Annotated in this window: 12 protein-coding genes; 1 reads left to right on the plus strand and 11 read right to left on the minus strand. The window is 49.3% G+C overall.

Annotated features, from left to right (window positions below):
* Nucleotides 1-110: 110 nt before the first annotated feature.
* From GI364_RS15675 to GI364_RS15695, 5 genes are all read right to left on the minus strand, one after another.
* Complete coding sequence (locus GI364_RS15675; protein ID WP_198850186.1) at nt 111-1,337, minus strand: aminopeptidase; 1,227 nt, start codon at nt 1,335-1,337, stop codon at nt 111-113.
* 124 nt (nt 1,338-1,461) lie between these two features.
* Nucleotides 1,462-1,803, minus strand: a complete 342-nt coding sequence (locus tag GI364_RS15680) for a DUF6054 family protein (protein WP_198850187.1) — start codon at nt 1,801-1,803, stop codon at nt 1,462-1,464.
* A gap of 163 nt (nt 1,804-1,966) precedes the next feature.
* Complete coding sequence (locus tag GI364_RS15685) at nt 1,967-3,220, minus strand: MDR family MFS transporter (protein ID WP_198850188.1); 1,254 nt, start codon at nt 3,218-3,220, stop codon at nt 1,967-1,969.
* A 243-nt stretch (nt 3,221-3,463) separates the two neighbouring features.
* Complete coding sequence (locus tag GI364_RS15690; RefSeq protein WP_198850189.1) at nt 3,464-3,622, minus strand: TetR-like C-terminal domain-containing protein; 159 nt, start codon at nt 3,620-3,622, stop codon at nt 3,464-3,466.
* 17 nt (nt 3,623-3,639) lie between these two features.
* Nucleotides 3,640-5,001, minus strand: a complete 1,362-nt coding sequence (locus GI364_RS15695) for a hypothetical protein (RefSeq protein WP_198850190.1) — start codon at nt 4,999-5,001, stop codon at nt 3,640-3,642.
* 195 nt (nt 5,002-5,196) lie between these two features.
* On the opposite strand from GI364_RS15695, the gene GI364_RS15700 reads away from it, so the two are divergent.
* Complete coding sequence (locus GI364_RS15700; protein ID WP_198850191.1) at nt 5,197-5,559, plus strand: cupin domain-containing protein; 363 nt, start codon at nt 5,197-5,199, stop codon at nt 5,557-5,559.
* 140 nt (nt 5,560-5,699) lie between these two features.
* Here the strand turns inward: GI364_RS15700 and GI364_RS15705 are convergent, their stop codons facing one another.
* From GI364_RS15705 to GI364_RS15730, 6 genes are all read right to left on the minus strand, one after another.
* The gene (locus tag GI364_RS15705) at nt 5,700-7,298 is read right to left on the minus strand and encodes an APC family permease (protein ID WP_198850192.1); all 1,599 of its coding nucleotides are present in this window, start codon (nt 7,296-7,298) and stop codon (nt 5,700-5,702) included.
* 260 nt (nt 7,299-7,558) lie between these two features.
* Nucleotides 7,559-8,161 (minus strand): acyl-CoA-like ligand-binding transcription factor, encoded by a 603-nt coding sequence (locus GI364_RS15710; RefSeq protein WP_233095821.1) that lies wholly within the window; start codon nt 8,159-8,161, stop codon nt 7,559-7,561.
* Between the two features lie 142 nt (nt 8,162-8,303).
* On the minus strand, nt 8,304-9,812 hold the full coding sequence (locus GI364_RS15715; protein WP_198850193.1) for a DHA2 family efflux MFS transporter permease subunit: 1,509 nt from the start codon (nt 9,810-9,812) through the stop codon (nt 8,304-8,306).
* Between the two features lie 315 nt (nt 9,813-10,127).
* Nucleotides 10,128-10,658 (minus strand): 5' nucleotidase, NT5C type, encoded by a 531-nt coding sequence (locus GI364_RS15720; RefSeq protein ID WP_233095822.1) that lies wholly within the window; start codon nt 10,656-10,658, stop codon nt 10,128-10,130.
* A 46-nt stretch (nt 10,659-10,704) separates the two neighbouring features.
* Nucleotides 10,705-14,670, minus strand: coding sequence for a UvrD-helicase domain-containing protein (locus GI364_RS15725; protein WP_198850194.1), 3,966 nt, complete (start codon nt 14,668-14,670; stop codon nt 10,705-10,707).
* A complete protein-coding gene (locus tag GI364_RS15730; protein ID WP_198850195.1) occupies nt 14,667-18,305 on the minus strand; it encodes a PD-(D/E)XK nuclease family protein in 3,639 nt (1,212 codons plus the stop codon). The genes GI364_RS15725 and GI364_RS15730 overlap by 4 nt, the downstream gene beginning before the upstream one ends.
* Nucleotide 18,306: the final 1 nt, after the last annotated feature.

The following is an 18,306-nucleotide window of genomic DNA, read 5'->3' on the forward strand; positions in this document are numbered from 1 at the left end:
ACGCAGTCTCACCTCATTTCAAGCTACTACGAGAGTGGCCGTCCTCACTAAGAAAAGAGGACGGCCACTGGATTTGCAGCCTGCTTACACTAACCTGTAAGAATACTGCTTTACGCCCAGTTTCCTTGTCTAAAAATAGCCACTGTCTTACCATCCTGTGTTTCCCCGTCAATGTCCAGTTCACTGGTTCCCATCATAAAATCTACATGGGTTATGCTGTCGTTTACACCGTGCTGCAACAACTCATCTTCAGACATCTCCTTGCCGCCGTTTAAACAGGTGGGATATGCCTTTCCAATAGCCATATGACACGAAGCATTTTCGTCAAATAGTGTATTGTAAAATAAGGTATTTAAGTTGGATATGGGTGAATCATTCGGTACGAGGGCAATTTCTCCAAGATAGTGTGAACCTTCGTCCGTATCGACAAGGCCTTTCAACGTTTCGTAGCCCGTTTTTGACGAAAAGTCCGTGATCCGACCCTCTTTGAACGTGAATTCCATGCCCTCAATCACAACGCCCCCATAAGCCAGCGGCATTGTGCTCCGTACGGTGCCATTTACACCGTTTCGCTTTGGCAAAGTAAATACTTCTTCAGTCGGGAGGTTTGCGACAAACCTGGTGCCCTTTTCATTAACGCTACTGGCCCCAATCCAAGTATGTAAGTGAGATAATTCAATGGTCAAGTCTGTACCGGGTGCACGATAATGCAGTTTTTTCAAATTCAAGTCATTCAGCCACTTAGCTCGTTTATCGAGCGTCTCAATGTGGTTTTCCCAAGCTGCGACTGGGTCTGCCGCATCCATCCGCATTACTTTGAATATTGCCTCCCACAGTTTATCCACAGCACTTGTCGCGCTTTCTTCCGGAAACATTTTTTGAGCCCAGTCTTGTGTTGGCAGAGAACAGACAAGCCAGGTAACGCGATCTTCCATGAAATACTGCTGTACATTCTTTGCCTTTTCTCCTACAGCCTTATGAAACATGGCAATGCGCTTTGGATCCACATCGGCGAGCAAGTCTGGATTGTCTGCTGCTATGTTTAGAAATGCGGCGTTATTATCAATAAGTTCTTGTGCGCGTTGAATAATCCAATTTGGTACCTTAACTAAATTCTTGTCCGTTTCCTTCTGCAAGCGGATTTTGTGAGCCAGAGGATCAACCCACTCAATATCCACAGTAGATGCGCCTGCTTCATAGGCTTTGTTCATCAGCAAACGTGCAAATTCGGCTGATTCAATTGGAGAGTCAATGGAGACTGGCTGCTCAGGCTGCACATGGAGTCCAATTCGTATCAATATATCAGCATACTTTTCAAGCTGCTCCTTACTCGGCAAATATCATCCCTCCAAATTTACTGTAATGATGCCATACTACCACAGATTCTGAATACAAGTGCAGGTTGCAATGACTAGGTTTTGTCGCTGCCAGTCCTCTCCTGTCATTGACTTATTCAGTTGTTTAGGAATCCTCTTGGGTCACTATATGCCCTTCAAGTATTCTCTCTACCTGCATGACAAAATTGTCCGCTGCGCCCCAGTCGAAGTTGAACAACATTCCCTCGGAACTCCCCGTAGACACCGCTCGGACCTCAGTGAAACCTTGAAAATTGTCTGCTGTCACGACAAGAGCGGCCCTATTTTTGCTCCTAAAGTAATACTTTTCGAAAATAACGCTGCCAATCACCTTGTCGACGCAAGGTGTATGTAATTCTTCATGGACTAGATCTGCGGACAGTTCTTCTTTTATTTTCGCAAGGGCTTCACTGGGCGACAAATCAACCTGACTGACTATTTTACTCATTTTTAAACCCCTTTTCTGTGTCTGTTTCGTATGTCTCTTCTGCACGCCTCCATTACCCATTACATTCCATTTTAGTAATGGGTTGTCCTGCCCGAGGTATCAAATTCTGTAGTAGACATAATAGATGCATCCTAGCTCAGGATAAATTCTTTTAAGACTGACTTTAAGACAGACTGTGCACGGTCTCTTCTGAGTGGGACACGGGCCTTGCTTTTGTTCTCAGCGTCCAAACCATCAAAAGACCCGAAACAAAGATAACCACACCAATGCCGGCAAATAAGTAACTTCCGCTGAGAGTCTTCATTACCCACCCGCCAGCTAGCGGACCCACAATTGAGCCAGCCGTCCAACGCAAACCAAATATGGAGAAGTATTTTCCTCGTTTATCCGCTGGTGCCAAAAGCGACACGACATGCTGGAGTTGAGGAAACCCAATCATCTCTCCCAACGTAAAGACAAATTCCACTGCCAGGAGCACGCCCAAAGACGGAGCAAAGGCATAACCAATCCCCACAGAAGCGAATGCCACATAAGAAAACAGTATGAGTGCCCATGCCTGGTGTTTTCGGGTAATACGGGCGATGACCATTTGCAGCACAATCACGCTGATGCCATTGAACGTCTGCATCAGAGCAAAGACATGAACGTAGTTCGCAAAGTGATGTGATAAATGAATCGGCAGGTTCGTACGAACTTGGGCGTAGAGGAGTTGGATGGGTAAGCTCAGGACCGTGATCCAAATAATCAGGACGTAGAGCCCTGTTCCTCTGCCTGGGTCTGTAACACGCGATGCTGCTTCATCCTTTTGAGCTGACCCCTTCAGTAAATCGGATGTGTGCGTACGGGGTTTTGTTTCAGGAATATACACCAGAATCAACAATCCCGCCATTGCAGCCGACCCTGCCGCTGTTAGAAATAAAATCAGCGGTGAGGATTGGAAAAAACTCGCTCCCACCAAAGGTCCCACTGCCGCTCCTACATTGAGACCCATGTGCAGCAAAGAAAACACCTCACTGCGCTGTTCTTCCTTGACTACATCTGTAACCTGAGCACTAGCTGCGGGAAAATACATGGCGTTAAAAGCGCCCTGCAAAATCGTGATGACAGCGAACTGCCAGACAGTCGATGCAAAGCCAAACAAAAGCATGGAAAATGCCTGCCCGAATAAAGAGACGCACATGAGCGACTTGCGTCCAAAACGATCGGTCAGATTTCCTGCCAACAATCCCACGACTAATCCTACTGCTGGAGACATCGAGGCAATCACCATGGTAGACATAAGGTGAATATGCAGTTTTTCATAAAGGTACAAGGTGATAAAGGGGGTTATCATAAAGTTTCCGACAGCGGTAATTATCTGACCGAAGAATCGAACCCAGATTGCCCTGTCATAGTGGTGCCATAGTCGTTTTATCATCCCGGTCGCTCCTTTTGTCTTAGCTATCATAGCAAATTGGGCGAAACGTTGAATATACGACTTTGGTCCCATCACAATGACATGGTCTTAGGACTGCTGGTCAGGCGCTTTACAATGTGGTAATTGTTGGGACTATTGTCATGTGATTGAAGATTCTGCCGACAAGCCAGCAAATAGCCGATGTCATCTTGCTATCCTCTTGACGTGAGAGCGATTGTCGAACGATCACATTCGAAGGATGACTTACTTCTTCAGTCCCAGCAAAAAGAAATCCACCAACCGCTGATAGCTTTCATCTTCATCAACTTCCATGGCAAATGCATCTGCAGCCTCCAGTGTTGCAAATCCGTGTCCAATTGCACGAAATGCCCGCACGACATGAATGGTTTCTTCAGGCTCCAATGCGACGCACACCCATCTTATCCGCCGCAGGTTTGAACAGACCATGTTGTGCCCCCGTCAGTTGTCTTGAGCACAGACGTGTGAATTCGCCCGTTTTGTGGATTCATGTAGTTCAGTAGCATCCAACCAGTAACTCGTGTCACCATCTCTAGTTTCTTTACTGTAAACCCGCTGTGTAACAGCTTTTCGATCGATCCCGTCACCGCGACACGCGACCAGGACCGCCCACCGTCTTCCGTCCTTTCAAAGGGTGTACCTGAACTTCCAATGATCCATACTTCATCAGCATTCAAGTAGGATTCTCGGATCCGGGCATCTTGGTGTTGGAGTGACAGAACCGATTCGATGTTCCACCGTGATCCGTAATTTGACGTACGATAACTGACGATGTTGTTTTCCCCCGCGTGATAGAACTGAAACAACTCCGTCCCGGTCTTTCCACTAAACACCGGTTTATATCCTGTCGTTACAAAACCTTCCTTATCACCCTTCGGAACCGGAAGGTGTACAGGGCTCCATACCCTGCCAACTGTGTTCGTATGGTAAAGAGAAGCCATTGTCTTTGTCCGAACTACATTGCCGACTGCAACCCATCCATCGACAGCATTGGTAAAGGTCATTGGCATGGACACGTCCAGCTCTGGTAAAGCATGAGCCGTAGCATGTTGATTCGGAACATAACCGCCCGCAGACGATACCATTGTCCACGTCTTGCCCCCATTCCCCGTGTGAAAAATGGTCGTGTCTCCCTGATTCATCACGCCCCCTGAAAAAGCTTGAATCCAACCATCTTTCAGTGATGAAAAGTCAATGGCTCGGATGTAATTGGCAACGGATAGCACCTTCTGCGCATGTACTCCCCATGTGCGACCGCCATTCGTCGTTGTGAGTACATGAAGGATATGACCTTTGGCGGTCCGCCCTATCCAAGCTGCCCAGCCGTCAGTACTTGACTTGAAGAAAACAACCGGAACAAAACTGGACTCAGAATTTGAAACGGGAACCTGCGGCACAGGGGTTTTGTTCCAATGATGCCCTCCGTCGACCGTTCGCCAGATGCTGAAGTGACCATTCAGATAGCCCGAAAGGTATCCTGTCTTCGAATTCATCATGTTCAGGCTAATGAGATACGAATTCTTACCATTTGACGGAAAACTCATGTTTCCTAAGCTTCTGGGTAATGAATGTCCAGCCAGCGTGGAATTCTTGTTGCCAGCCAGTTTCTTCCCAGGCGCGTAAACATGGGTCAGCCTGTGACTCGATTGATTCGTCTGTTCAGTCGATGCCGCGTGAGTGCCGCTGTGCGCGCTGCATCCGCTAGCCAAAAAAGCCAAGCTCGTGACCGCACCCAATGTAATCAATGAAGAATATCTTTTCATGCAACGATTCCGCTCCCTCCATGAACTAGACGGAGTACACCCTGCATGATGTTTCATGAAATAGTGTTTCATTAGAATGCAGTCAATTTCATTGAATGCAGGAGCATCCGCTTGCAAGTGCCATCGCCGTGAAGGGACAACTGTGCTAAACTCCCTCGTATGACAGTGAATGACTAAACGGAAGGACTGCATCCAATGGTGTCGAAAATTAACCTTGAAGAAAAGTTCTCCATGTTTCATGATTACTGGCACCCGCGAGTGGCAGCGGAACTGAACGACTCGTATGTAAAGTTGGCGAAGCTAAAGGGTGAATTTGTGTGGCATAAACACGAGAACGAAGACGAAATGTTCTATGTTATCAGCGGCACCTTGCGCATCCGTTTGCGAGATGGGGAAATCATATTAAGAGACGGAGAGTTTACAGTCATCCCCAGAGGAATTGAGCACTCGCCAGTCGCTGAGGAAGAGGTGCAGGTTCTCCTGCTGGAGCCAAAATCCACACTGCACACGGGAAACGTCGTGACAGAGCAGACCGTCACTACGACAGATTGGGTATAGGTTCCGACGGGTTACGCAAGCCTTACTTCAGCAAGCAGACTCAGCGGCAGCACAAGCTGGTACTTCAATCAGTCCTTAAACCAGTCCTTGTACTGCCGCCCCTTTATTGTCAACAACGGACACAGTGCGCCTGCAGTCCTCTAATAGGTGTCGAGTGCAACCTTTGCATCAGATTCCGGACTTTCCTGATAATGAGGCACCCGGACGGCCGAGGCAACCCCCCAGTAATAGCAGACGATGGCGATGACGACAACGGCAATTTGATCCCACGGGGTAGAAAGCACGTTGAGTCCGTCAAAGGACTTTGAGCCTAAGAGAGAGACAAAAAACATCAAAACATAGTAAGCAATCAGCCACCAGGATGCACTCAATTGCTGCCTGATGGAGTATTTATCCTTTGGCATTTTGGTTTGCAGCAACAGGTAAACCAGCCATACGACAACTTGCAGTCCAATCAGCCAGGAATCAACCTTCCATCCTGTCCAATAGATAATCAGAGAAGAAACAATAAATGCCAGCGGCGCGATAATACGTATTCCGCCAAGTTTAAAAGGTCTCTTGAGGTCAGATGCAGTACTGCGAAGTGCAGAGGCAGAAATAGGCCCAATGATATAAGTCATGACGGTAGCTGACGAGATAACACCCACCAGTTTGTTCCAGGTTGGAAAGGGCAGTGTCCAAAACACGGATAGAATAAATGTGAGCCACAGGGAAGCACGCGGCACGCCTGTTTTTTTATTGACTTTTGCAAATAATTTAAAGAAAGTTCCTGTTTTGGCCCAAGCATATATCACCCTTGAGGTCGACGCCAGATAAATATTCCCTGTACCGCTGGGAGATATCACAGCATCAATTTTTGTCAACGTCGCCAGCCACATTACACCTAAAGCGGTCGCTAAATCGGCGTACGGTGCCTTGAATGTCACTCGCAGCCCCTTCGTCCACCCGCTGGCTAAGTCTTGACCCGGTATTGCACCTACAAACGCGATCTGAAGTAACACGTAAAGAACAGCTGCAATCGTAATTGCCATAATAATGGCCAGGGGGACATTTCTCTGCGGATTCTTGGCTTCTCCTGCAAAGTCTACAGCCTGGCGAAAGCCAAGGAAAGCAAACACGATGCCTGCGGTGGAAACCGCTGACTCTACGCCTGTGAATCCATGGGGGGCAAATCCGTGAGATGAGAAGTTGACCCCATGCATATGTCCCAGAAGGATAACCAGTACTAGTATGGGAACAACAAACTTGAAGGCTGTGACAATTGAGTTAACCTTGCCAAATACATTTACACTCCAATAGTTCAAAAAGAAGAAGACAGCCAAAAGAAGAAGTTGTACAAACCACCCGGTAACTGTAACGCTCCCGCTTGCTGTCCCCAAGGCGGGCCACCAGCTCTGAGCGTATCCTCTCATCGCTTCTGCCTCAATTCCAGCAACGCTGGAGTACGCAATAAGTGCAGCGAATCCCATTAGATAACCAACCATTGGACCGTGAGAGTATTCAGGGTAACGGATGATACCTCCTGCTCGCGGAAGAGCGCCCCCTAATTCAGCATAGACTAGACCAATGAGAAGAACCGCAACGGCACCAATAATCCAGGCAATCCATGCAGAAGGACCCGCAATAATGGCGCCATTCAATGATCCAAACAGCCATCCGGATCCGATGATAGCGCCGAGCCCAAGAAAAGTAAGGTCTAATAGATTCAGCTTCTGTTTTAATCCTCCGTTTTCTTCCATACCATTCCCTCCCAGAAAATAAGTTTTGCTAACGCATTCTGAAACTACCCCTCTCCAGAAATCACTCATACCCTCGAATATGGATATAGAAATTCCATTGTATAAAAGTTAAATATACTTAATTCAAAACAATCTCAAAATTAAGTGTTTTACAACTGCAATCTTGTTTCCTGCTCAGAACGCATCCTAGTTAAAGCAGAGCTCAAGCCGTTGAGCTCTGCCTTGAACAAGATAAGCTGAATCAAGTTTCATCCATGGTGTTAATCCAATGGTACGCCCTTTTTTAAATACTCAATTGCATCATCAATCATTTCCAGCATATCCCGCTCAGGGTCCTCCATCCACATCACACCAGCAGCCAGTGCAACCCCGAAAAACGCACCGGTAAACATACGCACTTCTGAATCATCCGAGCTTCTGTCAGTACGCTTCGCCAAAGCTTGGTTCAGCAGGCCAAATATGTCCAGGAAATTACTCAAAATGGCCGCTCGAAGCTCCGGTACCGACATTATCAGTTTCGTTCTTTCCATCTCCGATGTCTGTTCGTCAGATGACATGGCGGCAAATGCATCTCTCATACCGTTGCGAAGGGCTTCTATTGGAGGTAAGTCTTTGGGCTGTGAGACAAATGTCTCCATGATAACGGGATCGTAGAAATCCGTTAGAACGACAGACTCCTTCGTAGGAAAGTAACGAAAAAATGTGCTGGGTGAGATTTCTGCAGCCTCAGCAATCTGTTCTACCGTAGTCTCTGTATACCCCTGTTTCTTGAACAGTTTCATCGCATGCTGCTGAATTGACATTCGCGTTTTCAGCTTTTTTCTATCCCGCAAACCCATTTGCTGTTGCTTCGCCTGTTCCATTGTATCGTTCCCCTTACTGGCGAACGATGCCCTATCGAAAAGCCCGGTTCATTCCGCACGACGACAGCACGGAATGGACCCTAGTCGATCGCCAAATTTTACAAGAAGCTGTGCTTTGCCATTCCCTTATTTCTATGTTTCGTCATTCTGAGACATCTCCCTTCTTTTCGCTGTGTACGCGGCCGGGAAGGAAGGTAAGTGCCAGAATTACATCAAGAATTGCAATACTACCGCTGACCCACAGGGCTTCATTCATGCCGTGGACAAAGGATGCCCTGACGGACTCCAGCAGACCTGGAAGCCCCAGCTTATGCGCTGTCTCAATTCCTGCGGACACATTTTTCTGTGCCAGACTTGCAATCGACGAAGGAAGTCCATGAACATTTAGGTGATGACGATAGCCGCCTGCCAAAACACTGCCCAAGACAGCCACCCCAATGGTTCCGCCCGCCTGGCGAACAGCCTGAATGAGTGCCGAACCAACTCCGCTTCGCTCACCGGAAAGAGCGCCAAGGGCCGCATCCATTGCTGTTGGCATTGCAAATCCCAGTCCTAAACCACTGATGGAAAGCCACCAAACAGAAAATCCGGCTTCACTATGAATCGTTGTTCTGCCACCTATGAGAACCCCTGCTGCCAACAGAACGAAACCAAGACCGACGGCCCATTTCGCCCCGGCGAAGGCTGCTAAACGAGTCGCCGCGATGGCGCCAACCAGCAGACCTGCAATCAAGGGAAGAAGCCTGAGACCACTTTCAAACGCAGTTAAACCAAGCACATCTTGAAAGTATTGCGGCGTGGCAAACAGAACCCCAAACATCACAAACGAGACCAGTGTTGTTAAAACCGTTCCCCACAAGAAGGCACGAGACGAGAACAGTGACAAATCAATCAGCGGGTTCCGTGCTTTTCGTTCCCACCAGACACAAGCAACTAAGACTAGGACGCCCACGATAATCGGAATCATAGCGGCACTGCTGTTAAAGCCATGTGGGCCGGATTCAATCACCCCATATGTGAGAGCCGTTAGACCAACGCTTGATGTGATGATGCCTAACCAATCAATTGGGCCGCGTTCAGATGAACGGGACTCTGTCAGAAGAAAAGCTACAGCAATGATTGCCAGGATGACGATGGGTACATTCATCAGGAACACCGTTCCCCACCAGTAATGGGTTAGCATCCAGCCGCCGAGAATGGGTCCCACCGGAAACGAAATCAAGGTTGCTACCATCAAGACTGCCACGGCCTTGGGACGCTCACTGTCTGAAAAAGACACGGGTATGATAGACAGTGCAAGCGGAAAGAGAGCGGCTGCTCCGAGACCCAACAAAATCCGAGATAAGATGAACACAGTGGCCGATGGTGAATACGCACAAGCCAATGAACCAAGCCCAAAAACAGCGAGCGCAATGAGGAGTAATTTTTTCCTCCCAATTCGGTCTCCCAGCATGCCAGCGGGTAACATCGCTGCGGCCAGTACCAGAGCGTAGGCATCAACAAACCACAATAGTTGTGTGGAAGACGCATGTAATGCCGTACTCAGAGTCGGCAAGGCCAAGTTTAAAACGGTCATATCCAAACCAATTGCCATAACCGCCAGTGCAATTGCACCAAGAGCCCACCATTTTTGACTTTTCTTTTCCTTCATGACAGTTTACCACCTTTCAAGAGTGAGTTCATAATGCACCAAACCGTCTAATGATTCCTAATTCCATATGAATGTTCATGTTTTTTGATAGTCACTGTCATTATATACCGAGTGTCAATACTGCAGTTGGATATACAGTCAGGCTTAAAGGGAGAGGAGTTTGTTGTGAATCACCCATCGAGGCATATCAAGAACTGAGGTACAAAAAGCTAAAATGGGAGATAAAAATGGAGGATGGATAAATTTCGCTCCATCCCCCAGGGGCTTCACTGATGCTTCACGTTACTCACGCAAAAAGCTATGGTTTTTGTTCATTTACAGAAAATAGTCGCGGACTTCCTGCCAATTTTTGACTCGTACATAGCCTTCTTCGTGGATGTTGTGACCAGCTGTATACAAAATCCCCTGACCGACAAACCCCTTAAAGTGACGCACGCTGTCATCAATTAAATAATCCGCGTGAAGAATACCCTTATTGCCACAGAACACAAAGTTCTTGTCTGAAAGAAAGGGAAAGTGTTCTCTGAGCCATTCATACTTTGCAGTAAAGGACGTCGGACGCTCCATGGCTGCAGTCGCAATAAAAATCTCATAATGCTCGTGTAACTCTTTCAGTACATCCTGGCTTCCTTCAACGACATCCAAGTCTCGAAAGAAGTCTGTATCATTCAGCATCTCCAGAATTTCATCTGCACGGTGACTGTCATATTGCCATAGGCGCCGGCCGAGAAAATCTTCAGCAGACACGCTCTCCTGATACGTTTCATTATAGAGTTTCAAATGTTTTCCGCCAAAGTCTGCAACAACCTCATCCATGTCAACGGCAATCCGCTTCAACAATTCCACTCCTTATCCTCAAACGGCTCAATCGTTGGGGCAACTTCTGACCGAATCAACTAGAAAACAACCTGCTCAAATCCACTGTTTCCATCTTGATGGCAGCGCCAGCCTTCACGAAGTACAAATAGGGTTGAACGTCGTCCGTTCTACACACTTGGCGCGCAACTTGCACATACGTGGCGACCTGTGCTGCATATTCCGTTGCCTGTGTTTCTACGTAGGACTGTGTGACTCTGTCCGTTTTGTAGTCTATCAACAGCCATCCGTCTTCTTCTTCGGCGAGGCAATCGATAACGCCCTGAACAACGATGAACGATGTGCTGCCTTTTCCCTGCTTGGGGTCGGGGACTGCGATTCGACTGAAGAAGGGCTGTTCCCTGTACACTCTCTTGGCGGCAGTGAGTCTTCTGCCAAGAGGAGATGACAAAAAGGACAACACGTCGTCGTCTGAAACAGCTGCTCTCATTGCCTCGGACAGTTTGTTGTCATCAACTAACTTATCCAAGGCGTGTGATACACCGGCAAGAGACTCTTGTACAGATAAGTCAATATGCTGCATGGCAGCGTGAAAAGCAATTCCGCTCTCTCGAGGACTCACTGGTACCACTATCGGTGCAGAGTTATCATCGCGTCTCGATGCGTCGTGTCTGACGGAGTCAGCCGTACGAGCCAGCATCGGACTGTCAAGCAGGTTTTCCGCTGTTCCCAATCCGGTTGCAGGTCGCGACGTTGACTGTCGGGATTGACTAGACCAAAGGCGTCGCAGTTCCGTTGCCGTGACTTTACCTGGGATATCAACAAGGTGACTCTCCCCTTGGACCGATACATCCATAAAGCTCGACCAAGAGGCGGTCCGCAGCTGTCTCTCAGAGCTAAAGCTCCCTCTTTCATCAGAACCAATCGGCAGATTTTTAAGCCAGGTCTCAAACTCATCAATAGAACCGGCTTCCGGAGGAACCTGAATTCTTTTGTCGCTAAATTCGTTGGAGTCATCCAACGGCGTCTGCAAGTGAGGCAGGGCAGCCCCTGCATCTGTGTTCCACAGCTTTACGTCCACGTCTGCTCCTGTCTGACTCGGCGGAGGAAGCAGGCCTACCATGTCTGCATCCAGCAGAGGGTACAGCCGCTGTCGTGCAGGATGCCGAAACAGTATTGTCAGCACCCAGTCCAAATACGTAGACGCGTTCATAAGGACAGACCGAGACAGCGGCTTGCCTCCGATTGCGGCGCCTTGTGCCGCGTTCGTTATGACCTTTCCAAGATTCCCTTGGGACCCAACAAGAATCAGTTTTTCCTTTGCGCGAGTCAACGCAACGTACAATACCCGTGCCTCTTCTTCTAGAAAACCAGACTGATTCACTTCCAGCAGTGCAATCGAAGGAAGTGTTTTCCACCTGCGCCCATACTCAGCATCGTGAAACTCTGGACCAAACCCGTAATCCCGATGCAAAGGAAACGCCTTGTCTTCCGGCCCTTGATAGAAGGTCTTCCCCAAATCAGCGACGAACACCACAGGAAACTCTAGCCCTTTGCTTTGGTGTATCGTCATGACCCGGACCACATCCTCGTTTTCACCGAGAGTTCTAGCTTCACCAGCATCCAGTTCCTGTTTAACAGTGTCGCGCAGCCTCTGAACGAAACCGAATATCCCGTCGTAGGAGGTTTTGTCAAACTCCCGCGCTTTGTCCAAAAGTGCTTCTAAATTAGCCCTTCGAGTGGGACCTCCCGGCATACCAAGCAAATAGTACAGCACGTTCGTCTCATCGACAATTCGTTTGAGAACATCATATGCCTTATCCTGGCGTGCCTTTTGACGCCATCCCCTAAACTGGGACAAAAAGCTGCTCAACCTCGTTTTCAACTCGGCACCAACGTCATCACTCTTAGCAGCTGCCTTCACTGTTTCGTAAAAGTTCCCCGTTCGCACGAGCCGAATTTGGGCCAAGTCATGGTCAGAAAATGCGGCTAATGGGGACCGCAGCAGACTGACAAAGTCGACTTCTCGACGAGGATTGTCAACAGCCGCTACAGCACTCACCAGCCATTGAATCTCAAGGGCTCCATAAAAGCCGGAGGAGGTGGCACCGTATGCGGGAATCCCCTTCTGTGTAAAAACATCAAGCACAGTGTTGATTCTTCCTTTTGTCGATCTCATTAAGATGACGATGTCACTATAGCGAAGCGGACGATATTTCTGCAATTTTGTATCGTATACCTGTCTCTGGCCGTCGTCATTGTTGCCCATCAAGTCTAAGACCCGCTCTGCCATGACCAATGCTTCGCGCTCAATGTTCGTCAAATCAACCGGCTCATCCTCGTTGTCGTCAACCGTTTCATCGGTTTGTGAACTAGAATCATCTGCCGAATGCTCTACTGAACCCTGTTCTCCTGATTTATGAGCAATGAGCTCCGACTCGACCCCACCTTCGCTCCGGCTCCGCCGTTCAATCAAGTGAAGTTCAACAGGCCCGGACAGTCCAGCTTGACTGTCGGACTCTGGGTATAGGGCACCGAATTGCATCTGTGTCTCTGCATCGTAATTGATTCCTCCGAAGGCAGGACTAAATAACTGAGAAAACACCAGGTTCACCATATCGACAACCTGTCTGCGGCTGCGATAATTGGCTGCCAAATCAATCGCAGCCCCTGCGCCTGCTCCCAATCTTTCACGTTCGTCGAGAAACAGTTGCGGCTCTGCCATCCGAAAACGGTAAATGCTCTGCTTCACATCTCCAACAACAAACAGATTGCCTTGACCGTTTTGAACTGCGCTCACCAGCGCATCCTGAATCGAGCTTGTATCTTGATATTCATCAACAAAAATTTGTTTGAACTGCTCCTGTAGACGCTGCTTCTCGCCATTGGCCGGATTGTCGATGGCTTCAAGTGCCAGGTGCTCCAAGTCACTGAAGTCAAGTTGGGAACGCTGCTTCTTTTGCTCCTGCGTACGTGTCTGAAACGCCTCTACAAGCTCCAGTAAAACAGCTAAGTCTCCTGTCATCTCAACCATATCCTGAAGGAGTGCACTCTCCCCCCGCGCAAGCACTTCAGTGACTTCGACCAACTCTTTCTTCACGCGATTGCGCAGTTCTTTGACTCTTTCCTTTAACGGATGGTCCTTGCCTCGCACCGTTTTCTTTAACACTCCCTGCAATGCGGTGAATTGAGGCAATACAGTGTCAAAGCCGTTGGACTGAACAATCTCCTCCCGCGCTCCAGACAGTAGTTGCTCAGCTTCTGCAAGATTATCACAGTATTTTTGCAACTCGTCTTGCCCCTGCGCCAATTGAATTCCTTGCCGTACCAGTTGCAAAGCTGTGTCTAAGTGTCGCAGGACCCACTGGAAAAACGGTTCTGCAAAAGGAATGCTGTTAAAACTGCCACTGTGCGCTTGCTCGAAATGGCATGAAATACGACGAAGCCACCGCTTAGGATCCGCTTGACTCCTTGCGAATTCGTCCAATCGAAACACAAGTTTTTGCAGACGTTCGGGCTGTGTCACACGAAATCTGCGAAGCATATGAACAAACCGGCCCGAATGGTCTTGCTCAAGGCGTTCTTCGAGCAAGTTGTTGATGACATCGTTCTTCAGCAAAGTACCTTCTTCTTCAGACAAAATGGAAAAGGACGGTTCAAGTCCCAGACTGAAAAAATTGCGACGGACAATATCCAGGCAAAAGCTGTGCAGAGTTGAAATTTGAGCTTGATGAATCAACGACTGCTGCTTTTTCAAGTGTGCTGCAGTTTGCGTATCACCCTTGTCCTCCGCTTCCTTGCGAAGCTCTCCAATGCGTTTTGCAACACGTTCCCTCATTTCCGCAGCGGCTGCTTCTGTAAACGTAACAATGAGCAAGCGGTTCAAGTCAATCGCCCTGTCTCCGGCAATCATACTGACGACGCGTTCTACGAGGACGGAGGTCTTTCCAGACCCGGCACCAGCAGAGACGAGAACGTCCGTATCTCTCGTCTCAATGGCCTTGCGTTGCTGCGGCGCCCAGCGGTCAAGTTGAAGCTTCATTGTTCATCGCTCCCCGCACTGATAAACTCGTGCCAATGCTCGGTATAAGCAGTCCAATCTTCCATATCATCTGTGTTAAGAGGGCTGAGATTTCGAAATGGCGACGGGTCCCACCGTTTATCAATATGACAAACGGCACTGTAGGGACAAAACGTACAAGACTCTTCACTCCGAAAGCGGTACGGTTGAATGGGAATTTTCCCTGAGAGAATACGAGACGACAGTGTATACACATGGGAAATAACTCGTCCCAACAGACTTTGCCACGCTTGTTCTGTTAGAACGGGGGCTGTCTTCATAAGGCTGCCGTCTTTTTTATATACTTTCTTGAACAAGTCGGTCGCACCGTCCCGGATGCTTCCATCCATCCACTGCAAATACGTATCATTTGCCAACATCCAGCCTCGCGTGCGCATGTGTTGCGCTTGTGCTGCAATCGCATCCGATGGCTTCATGGGACTCGGTGAGACGCTTATTCCTGATTGAATGGGAAGATACAAAAGTCCCGCAAGGGTACCCTCTTGCCCAAACAACTGTTGAGAGTACTTCACCAGCGCAGCACCATACAACGGCAACTGCAACCGGAGTCCGTATTCAATTCGAGTGATATCCAAGTCCAGTGCACTGCTCTTATAGTCGATGATGCGTATTGCTAGGTCGTTTCCTTCCGCCGCAGTATCAACGCGATCGACCCTTCCCCGCACTAAAACTTCAACCTCGTTATCCAACGCAAACTTGAGCAGCGGCAGCCTGTTCCCAGTGCCGTCAGCGCCATGTTTATCGCTGTCACCGTCCGCCCCAGCCCGAGTTCCGAAGGACAGTTCCAAGGCCCTTGGTACAAATTCGCCTCGACGCACGTGATTTGTCAGCACAACCGCGGCCCGCTCTAACAGGAGAAGCGCCTCAAGGGCCTGTTGTCTCCGAGACGCTTTCCGTGCCCAAATTTGAGACGTCGGGCGTTCTAAAACCTGGTCAAACAAGCGGCGGATGGACTCCTGCACATCAGCATCCGCCATTTTTCTCCATGACGAAGGGTCATCCATGTGCTTCGCAACAAATTCCTGCAATACGTCGTGGATGAGGGTTCCCCGTTCTGCTGGTGTGATTTCGGGAAAATCCTCTGGCTGCAGCCGCAGTCCATATTGAAGAAAATACCGATAGGAGCAAGAGGCGTAAGTTTCAAGTTGATGAACGTTGGTGTACAGGGGTGTCCCGTAGAGTTGCTTGGCAACACTGTCAGGCAATGACTTCGCTTGCGTCTGGTGCGACAGGCCGGCAACACCTTGACGGGCCGCTGCACGCCAAGGATGGTTTTCTAGATAGTGCAGCATGGCAGATTGCAGTTGTGGAAGCTCTTTTACAGGCAGAGTCCCTTCTTTCAACCGAGGCAGCCAATACTCAAGCAAACGCCCTGGCGGTGCTTGAATGTTTGCCAGGCCTCTGTCACCTTCAAATAAGCCAACAGCGTCCTCTCTCGTCCACAAAACCTCAGAACACTGTCCATTGAACCACTCCTGTATCTGGGCAAACAGAAGTGACGGTCTAATTGCCTTGCCGTCTTGATTTGACAAGGGGGAACTGATAACCAGGTGTTCACTGGACCGGCTGAGGACGGAATATACAAACATCCGTTGAAATCCTTGCCGTTCCTGCGTTGTGTAACCTAGGCGCTGGTCAAACAGGGCTGCAAACTGGATGCGTTCTTCGTCCTGTAAAAGCCCGCGGTGCAAAACTCGGCCCGGGAGCACACCGTCTGCCGCCCCCATCACAAACACCCGGCTTGCTTCCCAAGCTATCGCATGAGCAAATGACAAGACGCGGACCTGATGCAAGCCTTCAGGAATGGTCGTGAGAGACTGTGTCATGCATTCTTCGTAGACTAAGGAAAACAGAAAGGACCTTGGCATAGGTATCCCTGCACGGGTTTCCGACAAATCATTCAAGAGACTCATCCATTTCATCCACGCCTGTTCGTGGAGACTGCCTTCGCCGGGGTTTGCCGCTGCACCGGCTCCTTCCTCCACGAGCCACTGGGCTACTTTTCGCTTAGCTCCTGCGTCAACCAACAGCTCCCACAACGCTTGCGCCAACTGTGCAGGCCGCAAGTCGCCAGAAAGTCTGGTGACAAAAGGCTGAAGTATGGACAGTAGAGTCTGGCGGAGAGATTCAGCCCGCTCATCGGCGCGGCTGGCAGCCGCCGCAGCAACACCATCGCTTTGTGCCTGTGCGAATCCCCACCGCTCAGGTGACAGCCACATCTTCCGTCCCTCAACCTCGTAGCTTTGAATGTAGGTCTCCAGCCAATCCCCATCCTCAGGCGTCAGACCACAAAACTCGGTCTTTAGGTAGCGTTTCATCGCTTCAACTGACAGGTCCTCGTCCACAGTTACGAGACTCGCCAGGAGAAATTTTGTCAAAGGATGATTGGCAAGAGGGGGATACGTATCCATGCTAAACGGAATTCCGTACGCGTGAAAGCTCTCTGCCAGTTGCGCACTGTAGAGCTCCATGTCCGGAACCAGCACTGCAATGTCCTCAAATCCGCAGCTTTCCTCTTGGACGTACCGTGCGATGGAAGCGGCCACTCCGTCGCACTCCGCTCTTGAATTTTGAGCTTGAGCCAAAAACACTTGGCCCTGCCAATCTGCTGGTTCTGTGCGTTCTCCAGCCAAGAACTCCGCCAGTACGGACAAATCAGGAGCTTCCTTAAACCGGCCTTCCTTGGCTGTAACGGGTGCTTTCTGTACGTCAATCTGCAGACCCTGCTCTGCGGCAGCCCAGGTCAGGCGCCGAAAGCTCATCCACCCTTGGAGGATGAGCGGATCGTCCCAGGGAAAGCCGTCCTCATTGTGAGAAACGGCACTGCCTAGTGCCCGACCGGTAGCCGTCGACCTCCGCAGCGGGAGTGTGATGACAGTGTGGGCGGCACGCTGTGCCAAGGCTGCAATGAACAATGCGTCCCGCGGGCAAATGTCTGAAAAACCGTCAATATATAAGGTTATCTGGGGCAATTCACTCCAGCGGTCCAAGTGCGGTGTAACAAGAGCCGGCAAATCAGACGCGTCATAGAGATGACGAATCCGAAGTTCCTGTTTCCATCGAACATACATGAGACTGATATCTCGCAGTTTACCAATCAATGACTTGGATGCAACGGCGGTCAGAGAAAGCGGATCAATGTCGTCAAAGCGAGTCGCAGCTACCTCCAATTGGGCTTCAATTTGTTCCGGCACCAAAGCAAATTCGGACAACTCTTCAAACACTTCAAGAATTGAATCCAGAAAACGAATGGAAGGTTCGGCCCTGTGCAGAACCTGCAACTCACTTACACAGTCCTTGTAGACTGCGGCCAACAGAAGCCGTTTGCCCGTATTATTTACAGGAGTTGCTGTCGTGGCCTGAAGTTTAGTATTTGCCTGTTCAGCCAGTCGGCTTAAGTGAATGACCTCAGCCCGCACCGTCGCTGCTGTTTGCTCGAGCAACCGCCGCTCGGAGGTATACGATGCCACTCCCGGAACCACCCAAAAGATACGCGATGAAAGTGGATTGTTTTCAACTTCCCTGGCAATCTCATTTGCAATAGACTGACTCTTCCCAGTTCCCGAAAGGCCAAGTCTAAATTCTATATGACCCATT

Source organism: Alicyclobacillus sp. SO9 (assembly GCF_016406125.1).
Taxonomy (GTDB): domain Bacteria; phylum Bacillota; class Bacilli; order Alicyclobacillales; family Alicyclobacillaceae; genus SO9.